Annotated in this window: 13 protein-coding genes; 6 read left to right on the top strand and 7 right to left on the bottom strand. The window is 74.2% G+C overall.

What is annotated here, in order from left to right; genetic code table 11:
- Positions 1-61 precede the first annotated feature (61 nt).
- From ACR807_RS03085 to ACR807_RS03075, 3 genes are all read left to right on the top strand, one after another.
- Entirely contained in the window at positions 62-1,384 is a 1,323-nt protein-coding gene (locus ACR807_RS03085; protein ID WP_438919636.1) for an NsdA family TPR-like regulatory protein, read from the top strand.
- A 14-nt stretch (positions 1,385-1,398) separates the two neighbouring features.
- Complete coding sequence (locus ACR807_RS03080) at positions 1,399-2,289, top strand: aminoglycoside phosphotransferase family protein (RefSeq protein ID WP_438919657.1); 891 nt, start codon at positions 1,399-1,401, stop codon at positions 2,287-2,289.
- Between the two features lie 98 nt (positions 2,290-2,387).
- Positions 2,388-2,681 carry a hypothetical protein gene (locus ACR807_RS03075; protein WP_438919635.1) on the top strand — a complete coding sequence of 98 codons (294 nt, stop codon included), beginning with the start codon at positions 2,388-2,390 and terminating at the stop codon, positions 2,679-2,681.
- Positions 2,682-2,687: 6 nt separating this feature from the next.
- On the opposite strand, the gene ACR807_RS03070 is transcribed toward ACR807_RS03075, so the two are convergent.
- From ACR807_RS03070 to ACR807_RS03045, 6 genes are all read right to left on the bottom strand, one after another.
- On the bottom strand, positions 2,688-3,488 hold the full coding sequence (locus ACR807_RS03070; protein ID WP_438919634.1) for an NAD(P)H-binding protein: 801 nt from the start codon (positions 3,486-3,488) through the stop codon (positions 2,688-2,690).
- Positions 3,489-3,562: 74 nt separating this feature from the next.
- The gene (locus ACR807_RS03065) at positions 3,563-4,585 is read right to left on the bottom strand and encodes a CopD family protein (protein ID WP_438919633.1); all 1,023 of its coding nucleotides are present in this window, start codon (positions 4,583-4,585) and stop codon (positions 3,563-3,565) included.
- Entirely contained in the window at positions 4,582-5,139 is a 558-nt protein-coding gene (locus ACR807_RS03060; protein WP_438919632.1) for a copper resistance CopC family protein, read from the bottom strand. The genes ACR807_RS03065 and ACR807_RS03060 overlap by 4 nt, the downstream gene beginning before the upstream one ends.
- Positions 5,136-5,888, bottom strand: a complete 753-nt coding sequence (locus tag ACR807_RS03055) for a YcnI family copper-binding membrane protein (RefSeq protein ID WP_438919631.1) — start codon at positions 5,886-5,888, stop codon at positions 5,136-5,138. Before ACR807_RS03055 ends, ACR807_RS03060 begins: the two co-directional genes overlap by 4 nt.
- A 30-nt stretch (positions 5,889-5,918) precedes the next feature.
- Entirely contained in the window at positions 5,919-6,461 is a 543-nt protein-coding gene (locus ACR807_RS03050) for a hypothetical protein (protein WP_438919630.1), read from the bottom strand.
- A gap of 68 nt (positions 6,462-6,529) precedes the next feature.
- Entirely contained in the window at positions 6,530-6,970 is a 441-nt protein-coding gene (locus tag ACR807_RS03045) for a DUF6474 family protein (RefSeq protein WP_438919629.1), read from the bottom strand.
- 159 nt (positions 6,971-7,129) lie between these two features.
- Here ACR807_RS03045 and ACR807_RS03040 point away from each other — a divergent pair, with 159 nt between their 5' ends.
- The gene (locus ACR807_RS03040; RefSeq protein WP_438919628.1) at positions 7,130-8,764 is read left to right on the top strand and encodes a TM0106 family RecB-like putative nuclease; all 1,635 of its coding nucleotides are present in this window, start codon (positions 7,130-7,132) and stop codon (positions 8,762-8,764) included.
- A gap of 194 nt (positions 8,765-8,958) precedes the next feature.
- Here the strand turns inward: ACR807_RS03040 and ACR807_RS03035 are convergent, their stop codons facing one another.
- Positions 8,959-9,711: an SDR family NAD(P)-dependent oxidoreductase gene (locus ACR807_RS03035; protein WP_438919627.1), complete on the bottom strand. Its 753-nt coding sequence runs from the start codon at positions 9,709-9,711 to the stop codon at positions 8,959-8,961.
- 283 nt (positions 9,712-9,994) lie between these two features.
- Here ACR807_RS03035 and ACR807_RS03030 point away from each other — a divergent pair, with 283 nt between their 5' ends.
- Positions 9,995-11,302: a UDP-glucose dehydrogenase family protein gene (locus ACR807_RS03030; protein WP_438919626.1), complete on the top strand. Its 1,308-nt coding sequence runs from the start codon at positions 9,995-9,997 to the stop codon at positions 11,300-11,302.
- Between the two features lie 66 nt (positions 11,303-11,368).
- The gene (locus ACR807_RS03025; protein ID WP_438919625.1) at positions 11,369-13,159 is read left to right on the top strand and encodes a gamma-glutamyltransferase family protein; all 1,791 of its coding nucleotides are present in this window, start codon (positions 11,369-11,371) and stop codon (positions 13,157-13,159) included.
- Positions 13,160-13,512: the final 353 nt, after the last annotated feature.

Raw genomic sequence — 13,512 nt, 5'->3', positions numbered from 1 at the left:
ATTGAACACCATCGGTTCGCACAGTTCTCCTGTTGCACCAGAGGTCTGGGACCAGCAGGAGATGCGTGACGCGCTGGCGCGTCGCGAGATCAGCGCGGTGTACCGGCTGCTGCGACGGCACGGCGTGTCGCAGCGCCAGATCGCGGCGTTGACGGGCCAGTCGCAGTCCGAAGTGTCGGAGATCCTCAAGGGGCGTCAGGTCATGGCCTACGACGTCCTCGCGCGGATCGCCGCCGGCTTGGGTGTCCCGAGGGGATACATGGGCCTCGCCTACGACGAGGCCACGGCAGTGCGGGTGGCCGCCACATCGGAGGCACCCCATTCTGAGGAGGACGAGTCGGTGAAGCGAAGGAAGTTCCTCGCGCACGCCGCCGCCATCACCGTCGGCGCGGCCGTGTTCGGTACGGACTCCGGGTCTTGGGCTTCGTCGCCCGCGCAGACTCCGGCTCCCGGCCGCATCGGCATGACCGACGTCCGGCAGGTCGAGGCCGCCACCCGCGCCCTGCGCACCCTGGACTACCAGTACGGCGGCGGCTCGTGCCGCGACGCCGTCGTCGCGCAGCTGTCGTGGGGGCAGCAGATGCTCGGCGCCAACGCCACCGACCTGGTCAAGGAGCGCCTCTACGTCGCCCTGGCCGACCTGCACAACCTCGCCGGCTGGACCTCCTTCGACACCGGCCTGTACGACTCCGCCCGCAACCACTTCGGCCAGGCGCTCGGCCTCGCGAAGCAGGGCCGCAAGGAGGAGCTGGTCGCGAACATCCTGTACCGGATGGGGCGCGTCTACCTGCACCAGGACGCGCCGGACGACGCGTTGAAGGTGTTCCAGCTGGGCCAGCTGGCCGCGCAGAACTCGGGTTCCGAGCTGGCGGTGGGCATCCTGTGCGCCAACGAGGCGTGGGCCTACGCGAAGATGGGGTCCGACACGCAGGCGCTGAAGCTGCTCGGCCGGGCCCGTGACGAGTTCGCCCGCGCGAACGTCGGCGACGCCCCGGCGTGGGCGAAGTTCTTCGACGCGAACGACCTGTCGGCGATGATCGGCACGGTGCACACCGAGCTGGCGCAGACGGTGGACGTGAAGTACACGCGCACCGCCGTGCCCGCGCTGACGAAGGCGATCAACGGGTTCGGCGAGGACATGAGCCGCAGCCGCTCGTTCAACCTGACGTCGCTGTCGATCAACCACCTGCTCGACGGCGACATCGACCACGGCGCCCGCATGGGCCGCCAGGCGATCGAGCTGTCCGAGGGCCTCAAGTCGGTCCGCACGAAGGACCGGATGATCCCGCTCCAGAAGGAGGCGGAGAAGCGCCGCAACAACCCGGACGCGCGTGAGCTGGCCGAACGGGTGGCGAAGTTCACCGGCTCCGACAGCGCGGCTTGATCACCGACGGCCTCCTGGACGGCCGGTTCACGCCCGAGGCGCTGACCGGTGTGCTGGAGCGGCTGTGCGCGCGGCTCGGCCTGGACGGCCGGGGCGCGCGCCTCGTGAAGTTCACCGGCAACGCCGTGTTCGACCTGCCCGCCGACCGCGTGGTGGTCCGCATCGTGGGGTCGATGAACCTGCGCCACCGGGCGGGCAAGGTGGTCCGGGTCGCGCGGTGGCTCGCCGCGCACGACGTGCCCGCGGTGCGGCTCGTGGAGGACTTCCCCCAGCCGCTGGCCGTGGGCGAGCACCTGGCCACGGTGTGGCACGCGGTGCCGTCGGGCGGGCGTCCCGTCGACGGCCACGACCTCGGCCGGGTGCTGCGGCAGGTGCACGCGCTGCCCGCGCCGGACTTCGAGCTGCCGCGCTGGGCGCCGCTGGACGACGTGCGGCGGCGGATCGCGGACGCCGAGGAGCTGGCCGACCCCGACCGCCGGTTCCTGGAGGAGCGGATCGCGGACCTGGCGGAGCGCCTGGCCGGGTTGCGCACGGTGCTGCCGCAGGGCGTGGTGCACGGCGACGCGCACCTCGGCAACCTGATCCCGAGCCCGGCGGGTCCGGTGATCTGCGACTTCGACTCCACCAGCACCGGACCCCGCGAGTGGGACCTGAGCACGCTGCCGGTGGGCGTCGCCCGGTTCGGCCACCCCGTCCGCTGGCACCGCCAGCTGGCCCGCGAGTACGGCTTCGACGTCGTGACCTGGCCCGGGTTCCCGGTGCTGCGCGAGGTCAGGGAGCTGAAGCTGACCACGAGCGTGCTGCCGATCGTGCGCAGCCACCCCGACGTGGGCGCGGAACTGCACCGCCGGCTGAACGCCCTGCGCGCCGGCGACACGACGACGCCGTGGAGCCCCTACCGCTGAACGCGGCCCCGTGGGAGAACGAACCGGTAACGCCCGGGCCGCGTCGCGCGAATGACGCATCGACGGGGATGCGCGTGACGGGGTCGGCGAGGTGCAGCGTGGTCGTGGATCTGCTCGGGGCGAAGCGCAGGCGCACGAGGCGGGCGCTCCAGTCCGCGAAGATGCTCGACGAGGTCGTCGACACCCAGCTGCCGCTGCTGGCGTCGTTCGACGAGCAGCGGCGCCGCCGGTCCGCCGACCACCTCGCCGAGCTGGTGAAGCTCGCCCAGGACTACCGCTACTTCGCCAACGGCTGGATCGACGCGCGCGAGCTGGAGCGCCGGGGCAGGTCCGCCGTGTCCGCCCTGACCCACCTGCGCGAGACCCGCTCGTCCCGCGTGGTCAGCGACTAGGACCGGTCAGCGCTTGGGCCGCCAGGCGCCGTTCGCCCACGCGTCCTCGGCGTACGCGCGGAACGACTTGGGCGGGCGCCCCGCGACCCGCTCCACGGCGTCGGTCACGTCCGACTCGCCCCACGCGTCCCACGCCGCGACCTGCGCCTCGGCCACCTCGGGCGGCACGACGGCCCGGTAGTCGTCGGCCGTGCCGCGGAACGCGACCCGCCGCCCGCTGACCCGCCCGATCTCCTCCAGGGCGGCCGGGAACGACAACGCCTCCGGCCCGGTCACCTCGTAGGTGCGCCCCGCGTGCCCGTCCTCCACGAGCGCCGCCGCGGCCACCGCCGCGATGTCCCCGGCGTCGACGAACGCCACCCGCCGCTCGCCGAAGGGCAGCACCAGCTCGCCCGCCACCACCGACTCGCGGAAGAACCCCTCGTCGAAGTTCTGGTCGAACCAGTCGGGCCGCACCGCGGTCCAGTCGACCCCGGACGAGGCGACCAGCTGTTCGGCGGCCAGCAGCCGCTCGTCGCGCATCTCCTCGATCGCCCGGCTGGACAGCAGCACGAACCGCCGCACGCCCCGGTTGACCGCCTCCAGCACGAAGTCGGGGTCGACGGGCAGCTCGTGCGGCGCCATCAGGTACACCCGTTCGACGCCGGTCAGCGCGTGCGCCCAGGTGACCCGGTCGCCCCAGTCGAACGGCACCTCGCCGCGCCGCGACGCGCGCCTGACGTCGTGACCGGCCGCGTCGAGCAGGTCGGCCACCCGGCTGCCGGTCGTGCCGGTGGCGCCCAGTACGAGGATCGGTTTCCCAGCCATGCCCCCGACCTCACCACAGACCCCCGACAGTCGCGCGTCGCACCTGGTCGCACGGGGTGCGGGGCAGGCGGGCGTCAGGCCACCGGGGCGCGGGACAGCACGACGGCCAGGCCGAACGCCACCCCCATGACGGCCAGCTCCACCGCCGCCCACCCCACCAGCGCCGTGGTCCTGTGCTGCGCGACGTGCGGCAGCAGCCGCCACCGGATGTTCGCCCCCAGCAGCCCCAGCGCCACCGCGCACACCGCCTTGCCGAGCAGCACCAGGCCGTACGAGGTGGTGACCAGCGAACCCGGCAGGCTGATCACCGGGTTCAGGGCCAGCTCCAGCACGCCGTTGAACAGCCCGGTCACCGTGACCAGCGCCAACGCGATCGTGGCCAGCTTCGAGAACTTCGGCAGCGCCTCCGCCAGCAGCCCCCGCCGGTGGGCGACCAGCACCACCAGGGCCGCCAGCCCGCCCGTCCACGCCGCCGCGCCCAGCACGTGCAGCTCCATCGAGATCATGGAGTAGTCGTGGTACTTCCAGTTCGACGCGTGCCCCGTCACCGGCAGCGGCAGGAGGCCGAACATGGAGATCAGGATGCGCAGCTCGGCCGGCACCGACTCGCCGCGCCGCACGGCCAGCACGCCGATCACGACGTAGACCGAGGCGCACACGGCGCTGAACAGCAGTCCCTGGCCCGCGCCGACCCGCTGGACGTAGTCCACGACCATCGGCATGGTCAGCTCGGCGTCCGGCCTGGTCTCGTAGGCCCTGATCACGATCGACAGCAGCGCCGTGAGCGCCCACACCGCCGCCGCCACGACGGCCGCCGGTCGGGCCACGCGCAGCACCGGCTCGGTCATCGCGGGACGGGTGAAGCCGAGCAGCTTCGGCAGCAGCGACAGGCCGACGACGACCGTCGCGGCCAGGTCGAGCAGGGTGCGGACGAGCGGGTGGCCGACGCGGACCACCACCCCCGGCTCGGCCACGCCGACCACCTCGGGGGTGGTGGACAGGCCGAAGCCCAGCAGGACGCCGACGGCGCCGCCCGCGAGCAGGCCGCCGGCGACCCAGTACCGGTTCGCGGGGGTGGTGGTCCGGTCCGCGGTCATCGCCCGGCGTTCCCCTTCGGCGCGCCGCCGCGCAGCGCGAGGAACACGCCGCCGCCCAGCAGCACGACGGCCGCCGCGATCCACACCCAGAGCGGCACGCCCCCGTCACCGTCCGGCGAGGACGCCGAACCCGCGGTGCCGGAGGACGTGACGGGCGCGGGGGTGCCGTCGCCCGCCACCGAGGTGGTGAACTTGAGCGACCCGGTCACCGGGTGGCCGTCCGCCGACAGGACGCGGTAGCCGACCGCGTACTCCGCGGCCGGCCCCAGCGGGCGCACCGCGAAGGTGACGCTGTTGTTCTTGACCGTCGGCTCGCCCTCCGCCTCCCAGCGCGTGCCCTCCGGGCCGGTGACGGTGACCGTGTTGAACTTCTCCCCGGCCTGCACCGGCTGGTCGAAGGTCAGCGTGATCGCCGTCGGCCCGGACCCCAGCCGCGCCCCGTCCTTCGGGTCGCTGCTGACCAGCACGTTGTGCGCGGACGCGGGAACGGCCGTGCCGAGCACGACGAGACCCGCGACCAGGCCGGTCAGCAGCAGCGAGACGACGCGCCTCATGCGGTCGGCTTGCCCGCTCGACGGGACCGCAGCACGGCTCCCGCACCCAACCCGAGGCCGAGCGCGCCGACCGCGAGCCCGGCGCCGCCCAGCCAGCGGGCGGTGTCGTCGGTCGCCGCGGCGGCCGTCGTGCCGTGCGGGTCCGCCGACGCCGTGGCGACCGCGGCCCCGTGGGCGTCGCCGTCCGCCTTGACGAGGTTCAGCACGGGCGCGGGGCGCTCCGGCTCGTCACCGCCCTCGGCGGGCGGCGGGGCGTTCCAGTCCACGACCTCGCCGCTGTCGTAGGTCTGCTTGGTGGGCAGCAGCAGCTGCTCGGTGTTGTCCGGCAGCGGGCCGATGGACAGGTCGAACTCGTTGAACTGGCCGGGCTCGACGCGGGTGCCCGGGTCGGCGGTCCACGTGACGGTGCGGACGGCCTCGGTCACCTCGCGGCCGTGGCTGGTGACCGGGGTGGCCAGCTTCTCCTTGACCGCCTCGGCCTTCCAGCCGGGGACGGGCCTGGTGCTGACCGAGGCCAGCGGGTACTCGGCGGGCAGGGTCAGCTCCAGCTTGACCGTGCCCGCGTCGGGGCGCTCGTTCGGCACCCGCAGCGTGACCTTGGTGTAGCCGCCCTGCTTGGCGGGGGCGGGCGTGGACGCGGTGACGTGCGCGGACGCCAGGCCGGCCGTCCCGAGCACGAGGAAACCGGCGGTGGCCAGCACGGCGCCGCCCCGGGCGAGCGCGCGCACGCCGGATCGCTTGATCGACATGGAGTTGTTGCTCCTGGGTACCAGAGGGTTCTAGGGGACTCGGGTGATCAGGAGCGGGGGAGGACCGCGGCGGCCGTTCACGCGGCGCAGCAGCACGCCGACCAGCCGGTCCGGGGTTGACGACGGCACCGGGACGGCCACCGCGCCGACCGGCGCGGGCGGGGTGGGCGGCAGCGGCACGAGCCTGCGCGCGACCGCGCCCAGCGCGCCCAGCGCCGCGTCCGCCCTGGCCAGCAGCAGGCCGGTGAGCAGCGCGGCGACGACGTGCGCGGCGGTCATGGCGGTCGGGCTGAACCCGAGGCCGGGTCCGTCGGCGGTGTGGTGGCCGAGGCCGAGCAGCAGGTGCTGCCCCACCTGGGCGACGCCGAGCGTGGCCAGCACCGTCCACGGCCGCCGGCCGCGGTCGGCGAACGCGGTGCCCGCGAACGCGACGAGCAGCGTCAACGGCAGGGCCGGCGCGAACTCGGTGACCTCGCCGCCCGCCGCGCCGTGCGCGGTGACGGTGAGTGCCGACGAGGTGACGGCCAGCAACGCCGCCCGCGCGGAGCGGGTGGGAGCGGGCCGTCTGGTCACACGCAGAGCCTAGGAGGTCGGGTCACGCCGGCGGGAGCCCCCGTCCGAAGGGGCGTCGGTCCCGCCGCTCAGTCCCCCCGCACGCCGAGGCGCTTGAGCAGGTCGGCCTCCAGGGCGTCCAGGTCCGCGGCCACGGCGCGGTGGGCGGCGCGCCGGCGCGGGGACGGCATGCGCTCCGCCGCCCGCACGGCCGCCATCAGCTGGCCCAGCCGCCGCTCGGTCGCCTCCACGTACCCGCGCTCGGTGTCGCGCAGCTGGTCGAGGGCCTCGGTGAACCCGGCGACGCGGGCGTGCAGGCGGGCGCCGTGGCCCGAGTACCTGGTCAGCTCGTCCACCGGCACGCCGAGGCGCGACGCCCGGAAGTGGTCGTAGCGGTCGCTGAGGAGCGCGGCGGCCCGGACGGCGATCGGCGCCACCACCGGGATCAGCGCCGGCGCCAGCACCTTGGCCACGCCCACGAGGTTCTTCGCCCGGCTCGGGGTGAACCCCTTGCCCTTCGCACGCGCCACGGCGGCACCTCCTCACCGCAGACCCTAGAGCCGTTCGGGCAAAAGATCGACTCGACCACGCCGGGTCGCCCGGGTCGGTGAGGTTGCCGGGTCGGTGGGGTCGCCCGGGTCGGTGAGGTTGCCGGTACAAGCACACAACGCACGGCTTACGCTTCCGGGGTGACTTCCCAGGTGCAGCTCGACGCCGGTGTGGTCACTCGTTGCCGGCGGCGGGTGCACCTCGAACACGATCCGACCATGCGGGAGGCGCCCAAGCTCCCGCCCGACCCCACGGGCGTGCAGCGCAAGGCCGACGCGACCGACCACCGGCGCGTCGTCGCGACCGCGCTGGGCCGGGTCGTCGGCTCCGACCTGATGGAGATCCCGCAGGACGTGCCGAGCGCCGACCGGGAACGCGTCACCGCCGCCGCCATGCGGGCGGGGGTGCCGTTCATCTGGGGAGCGGCCCTGCCGCGCGACCCGCTGGGCGGGCGGCGCGGCGGCATCGACCTGCTCGTGAAGGAGAGCACCGGGTACGTGCCGGTGCTCGTCGTCCGGCACAAGGTGAGCGACCCCGGGCAGGGCGCGCGGACGTCGCCGCTGTCCTACCCGCTGCCCGGCGGCGCGCGCGTCGACCCGCTGCGCAAGGTCCGCCCGCAGCCCCGCGACCAGCTCCGCCTCGCGCACGCCCAGCGGCAGCTCCAGGCCGCCGGGTTCGCCGCGCGGGGCCGTGCGACGGGCGGTGTGGTCGGCATGGACGCCGACGTCGTCGTCTGGCACGACCTGGAGGCCCCGACCTGGCCGGGCGGGCGCACGGCGCTCGCCGAGTACGACTCGCGGTTCTCCGACCGGCTGGCCGTGGCGGCGGCCGCCGCGACCGGCGCGCAGCCGCTGGCCAGGCCGTCGCGGATCGTGGAGTGCCGCAGCTGCCCGTGGTGGCCGGTGTGCGAGGGCGACCTGAGGGAGGCCCGGGACGTGAGCCTCGTCGTGCGCGGCGAGGACGCCGTGGCGCTGCGCAAGGTCGGCGTGGTCACCGTGGACGACCTGGCCCGGCTCGACCCGGCCGAGCCGGTGACGCCGCTCGTCGGGATGCTGCACGCGGACGCCGTCGTGCTGGCCCGCGCCTGGCTGCGCGACCTGACCGTGGTGCGCCGCGTGCCGTCGATGGACGTGCCGCGCGCCGACGTCGAGGTCGACGTGGACATGGAGAGCTTCGGCGACCTCGGCGCGTACATGTGGGGCTGCCTGCTGTCCGGCGCGGACGTCGGCGAGGAGCCCGGCTACCGGGCGTTCGCCACCTGGGAGCCGCTGCCGTGCGACGACGAGGCCCGTTCGTTCGCCGAGTTCTGGGGCTGGCTCACCGGCGTGCGGCTGCGGGCCCGCGCGCGCGGCCTGACCTTCCGCGCCTACTGCTACAACGAGCTGGCCGAGAACCGGTGGCTGCTGGGGTCCGCCCAGCGGTTCAAGGGCAGGCCGGGCATCCCCACCGTCGCCCAGGTGCGCGAGTTCATCTCGTCCGACGCGTGGGTCGACCTGTTCGGCATCGTGCAGCAGCAGTTCCTGTGCGCCCACGGCAAGGGCCTGAAGACGATCGCCCCGGTCGCGGGGTTCCGGTGGCGCGACCCGGAGGCCGGCGGCGAGAACTCGATGCGCTGGTACCGCGACGCGGTCGGCGTGGACGGCCAGACCCCCGACCCGGACCAGGCCCGCAGGCTGCTGGAGTACAACGAGGACGACGTCCGCGCCACCCACGCCCTGCGCGCCTGGATGACGTCGGACGCGATGGACGACCTCCCCTTCGCCGGCGACCTCTGACCCCGCGAGAGTCCAACCCCCAGGCCCCGAGAGTCGTACCTCCAGGCCCCGAGAGTCCAACTTCCAGGCCCCCTGAGTTCTGCGTTCGGGACTAACGGCGTTAGCCGCGAACGTAGAACTCAGAGGTCCTGAGCGTTGGACTCTCGCGACCTGAGCGTTGGACTCTCGGGGTCTGAGCGTTGGACTCTCGCGGGTTAGCGGGGGGACATGCGGAGGGCGCCGTCCATGCGGATGACCTCGCCGTTCAGGTAGTCGTGCTCGACGATGGAGACGGCCAGGGCGGCGTACTCGTCGGGCAGGGCGAGGCGCTTCGGGAACGGCACGCCCGCCGCCAGGCCGGCGCGGAACTCCTCGGAGACCGTGGCCAGCATGGGCGTGTCCACAATCCCCGGCGCGATCGTCATCACCCGCACGCCGACCGATGACAGGTCGCGCGCCGCGGGCAGGGTCATGCCGACCACCGCCGCCTTGGACGACGCGTACGCGACCTGGCCGATCTGCCCGTCGTACGCCGCGATCGACGCCGTGTTGACCACCACCCCGCGCTGCCCGTGCTCCAGCGGCTCGGTCCGGCCCATGGCCGCCGCCGCGAGCCGCAGCACGTTGAACGTGCCGACCACGTTGACGTCCAGGACCTTGCGGTACAGGTCGAGGGGGTGCGGGCCGGACTTGCCGACGGTCCGCGTGGACGGGCCGATGCCCGCGCAGTTCACCACGACCCGCAGCGGCGCGCCGGAGCCGGCGGCGGCGTCGACGGCGGCCTGGACGTCCTCCTCCGAGGTCACGTCCGCCGCGACGTAGGTGACGCCCTCGACCGCTTCGGCGCCCTCCACCCTGAGGTCGAGCGCGAACACGGACGCGCCGCGCGCGGCCAGCGCCCGTGCGGTCGCCGCACCCAGACCGGACGCGCCGCCGGTGACGATCGCCGCGGTACCCGAGATCTCCATGCATTCCTCCTGTCCGACGGACAGGAGGTTAACGGTCGTTCAGCTCCCGGCGCTCCGAGAGGTGCAGCAGTGCGACCAACGGCACGGCCGCCAGCACCGCCAGCCCGACGAACGTCACCACCACCACGAGGAGTTCCACACCCCCGACCCTGCCCGCGACCAGCGTGAACGCGCGTCCACCGCGAGAGGTGTTCCGGCGTGCACCCGGGGGACCACCGATCTCACTCTCCGCATACAGCTGGAGTTCGACCCGCCGCAAACTTCGGCCGGCACCGTCGGCGGCATGTTCGTCCGGCGGATCGCGGTCGTGGGAACGGGTTACGTGGGCCTGACGACGGGGGCGTGCCTGGCCTCCCTCGGTCATCGGGTCGTGTGCGCGGACGTGGACGCGCTGAAGGTCGCCCGGCTGCGCGCCGGGCAGGTCGACATCCTCGAACCCGACCTCGCCGACCTGGTGGCGCGGGGCCGGGCGGCGGGCCGGCTCGACTTCGTGGTGGGCGCGCGGCACGCCGTGGCCGATGCCGAGGTGGTGTTCCTGTGCCTGCCCACGCCGATGGGCGCGGGCGGCGCGGCGGACCTGTCCGCGGTGGAGGCGGTGGCCGCGGAGGTCCGGGACGTGCTGCCGCGCGGCGCGGTCGTCGTGTGCAAGTCCACGGTGCCGGTCGGCACGTCCGCCCGGATCGCCGCCCTGCTCGGCCGCGACGACGTGGCCGTGGTGTCCAACCCGGAGTTCCTGCGCGAGGGCAGCGCGGTGCGGGACTTCCTGCACCCCGACCGGATCGTGGTCGGCTCCGACTCGCCGCCGGCCGCCGAACGGGTCGCCGCCCTGTTCGCGAGGCTCGGCGCGCCGACCGTGCTGATGGACGCGGCCAGCGCCGAGGTGGTCAAGTACGCGGCCAACTGCTTCCTGGCGATGAAGCTGTCGTACGTGAACGCGGTCGCCGAGCTGTGCGAGCTGGTCGGCGCGGACGTCACCTCGGTCACCGAGGGCATGGGCCACGACCGGCGCATCGGCCAGTCGTTCCTGCGGCCGGGTCCCGGCTGGGGCGGGTCGTGCCTGCCCAAGGACACGCACGCCATGGTGCGCATCGCCGAGTCGGTCGGCGTGGACTTCTCGCTGGTCAAGGCCACCATCGAGACGAACGCCCGGCAGCAGCGACGGGTGGTGGACAGGCTGCGCGCCGCCGTCGGGCCGCTCGCGGGCAGGCGGATCGGCGTGCTGGGCCTCGTGTTCAAGGCGGGCACGAACGACCTGCGCGACTCGCCCGCGCTGGCCGTGGCGGAGCTGCTCGCGTTCGAGGGCGCGGAGCTGGTCGCGCACGACCCGCAGGTGGACCGGCCGCTGGTCGGCATGACCGTGGTGGACGACCCGTACGCGGCGGTGCGCGGTGCGGACGCCGTGGTGCTGCTCACGGAGTGGCCCGAGTTCCGCGCGCTCGACTGGGCGCGGGTCGCGGCGGGGATGGCCGGGTCGACGGTGCTGGACACCCGCAACCACCTGGACCCGGACGCCCTGCGCCGGGCGGGCCTGGTGCTGCTGGCACCGGGCCGCGGACCGGTGCGCGGCGCGAGCACCGTTCGCGTTCAGTAGATCTTCAGGGGGACAACCTCGTTAGCAGGGTTAACAAAATCGGGTGCCGCGACGTACGTTGTCGAAATGTTCACCACCCGCCCTGAACTCGTCGGCACGCACGGCATGGTCGCGTCGACGCACTGGCTCGCGTCCTCCGCGGGCATGGCCGTGCTGGAGGACGGCGGCAACGCCTTCGACGCCGCCGTCGCCGTCGGCTTCGTGCTGCAAGTGGTGGAACCGCACCTCAACGGCCCCGGCGGCGAGGTGCCCGCGGTGTTCGCCGCCGCCGGCGAGACCACGCCCAGGGTGCTGTGCGGCCAGGGCGTCGCCCCCGCCGGCGCGACGATCGCGCACTACCGGGACCTCGGGCTCGACCTCGTGCCCGGCAGCGGCCTGCTCGCGGCCACCGTGCCCGGCGCGTGGGACGGCTGGCTGACCCTGCTGCGCGACTACGGCACCAAGTCCCTGCGCGACGTCCTCGGGTACGCCATCGGCTACGCCCGTGACGGCTTCCCGCTGCTGGAGCGCGTGAGCGCCACCATCTCCACCGTCGCCGACCTGTTCCGCGACCACTGGACGACGTCGGCGGAGCTGTGGCTCCCCGGCGGCGTGCCGCCGGCCGCCGGGGAGCGCTTCCGCAACACCAGGCTCGCCGACACCTGGGAGTGGCTGCTCGCCGCCGCCGAGGCCGCCGGGTCCGACCGCGAGGCGCAGATCGAGGCCGGGCGCCGCGCCTGGTCGCAGGGCTTCGTCGCCGCCCAGGTCGACGACTTCTTCCGCACCGCGCGCCGCGACGACTCCGGCCGGGACCACGCGGGCGTGCTCACCGGCGACGACATGGCCTCGTGGGCGGCGACCTACGAGGACGCCGTGACGGCCGACTTCGGCCCGTGGACCGTCGCGAAGCCCGGCGCGTGGACCCAGGGACCCGTGCTGCTCCAGCAGCTGCGGCTGCTGGAGGGCTTCGCCGACCGGATCGGCTACGTCGACGGCGTGCCCACCGCGGACACCGTGCACCTCGCCGTGGAGAGCGCCAAGCTCGCGTTCGCCGACCGCGAGGCGTGGTACGGCGACACCGGCGACGTGCCGCTCGACGTGCTGCTGTCCCGCGAGTACGCCGACGCGCGGCGCGCGCTCGTCACCGACACCGCCTCGCTCGACCTGCGCCCCGGCTCGCCGCTGGGCGCGGACCCGCGGCTGCCCGCGCACGTGCTGCGCGGCCCGGTGGCCCCGGTGGAGAAGGACAGCCTCGGCGCGATCGGCGAACCCACCGTCGGCCGCACCGGGACCGTGCGCGGCGACACCGTCCACGTCGACGTGGTCGACCGCTGGGGCAACGTCGTGTCCGCCACCCCGTCCGGCGGCTGGCTCCAGTCGTCGCCGACCATCCCGTCGCTGGGCTTCTGCCTGGGCAGCCGGGCGCAGATGTTCTGGCTCGACGAGGGCCTGCCGAACTCGCTGGCCCCCGGCAAGCGCCCCCGGATCACCCTGTCGCCGTCGCTGGCGCTGCGCGACGGCCTGCCCGCGCTCGCGTTCGGCACGCCGGGCGGCGACCAGCAGGACCAGTGGCAGCTCGGGTTCTGGCTCGCGCACACCGCCGGCGGGATGAACCTCCAGGAGGCCATCGACTCGCCGATGTGGCACACCAACGCGTTCCCCAGCTCGTTCTTCCCGCGCTCGTGGACGCCGGGCGAGGTCGTGGTCGAGTCCCGCTTCGGCGGGATCGGGGAACTGCGCGAGCGCGGCCACTCGGTGGTCGACGCGGGGCCGTGGGCGCTGGGGCGCATGTCGGCCGTGGCGCGGGACCCGCGGGGCGGCCTGCTGCGCGGCGCGGCCAACCCGCGCGGTGCCCAGGGGTACGCGGTCGGTCGCTGACGCCGGTTCGCCGACATCGGGTTCGCTGACGCCGGTTCGCTGACGCCGGTTCGCCGACGTCGGGGGTTGGAACGGCCCCGGCCCGAGGGGGAGGGGGCCGGGACCGTTCCGGCTCAGCGGCTGGAGCCCGGCTCCAGCACGACGGCGGTGCCGCCGAGGGCGACCGCGGTGGTCTTCCCGGGGTTCACGGGCGAAAAATTCCGCACCGGGGGTGCCCGCTTCAAGCTCCGCAATCCGGGCGAGTGGATTTGTTCACCCGCCCCGGTGATCACCGGGCCGGTCGACGGCTGGTGGGAATCCCGAATCCGGTCCTGCCGGTCGTAGCGTCGCCTCATCCATGATCACGGGAGGTG

Origin of the sequence: Saccharothrix sabaoui, assembly GCF_051756985.1 — a bacterium.
GTDB lineage: Bacteria > Actinomycetota > Actinomycetes > Mycobacteriales > Pseudonocardiaceae > Actinosynnema.
The sequence above is the reverse complement of the archived record's forward strand: the minus strand, read 5'-3'. Positions and strand labels throughout refer to the sequence as shown.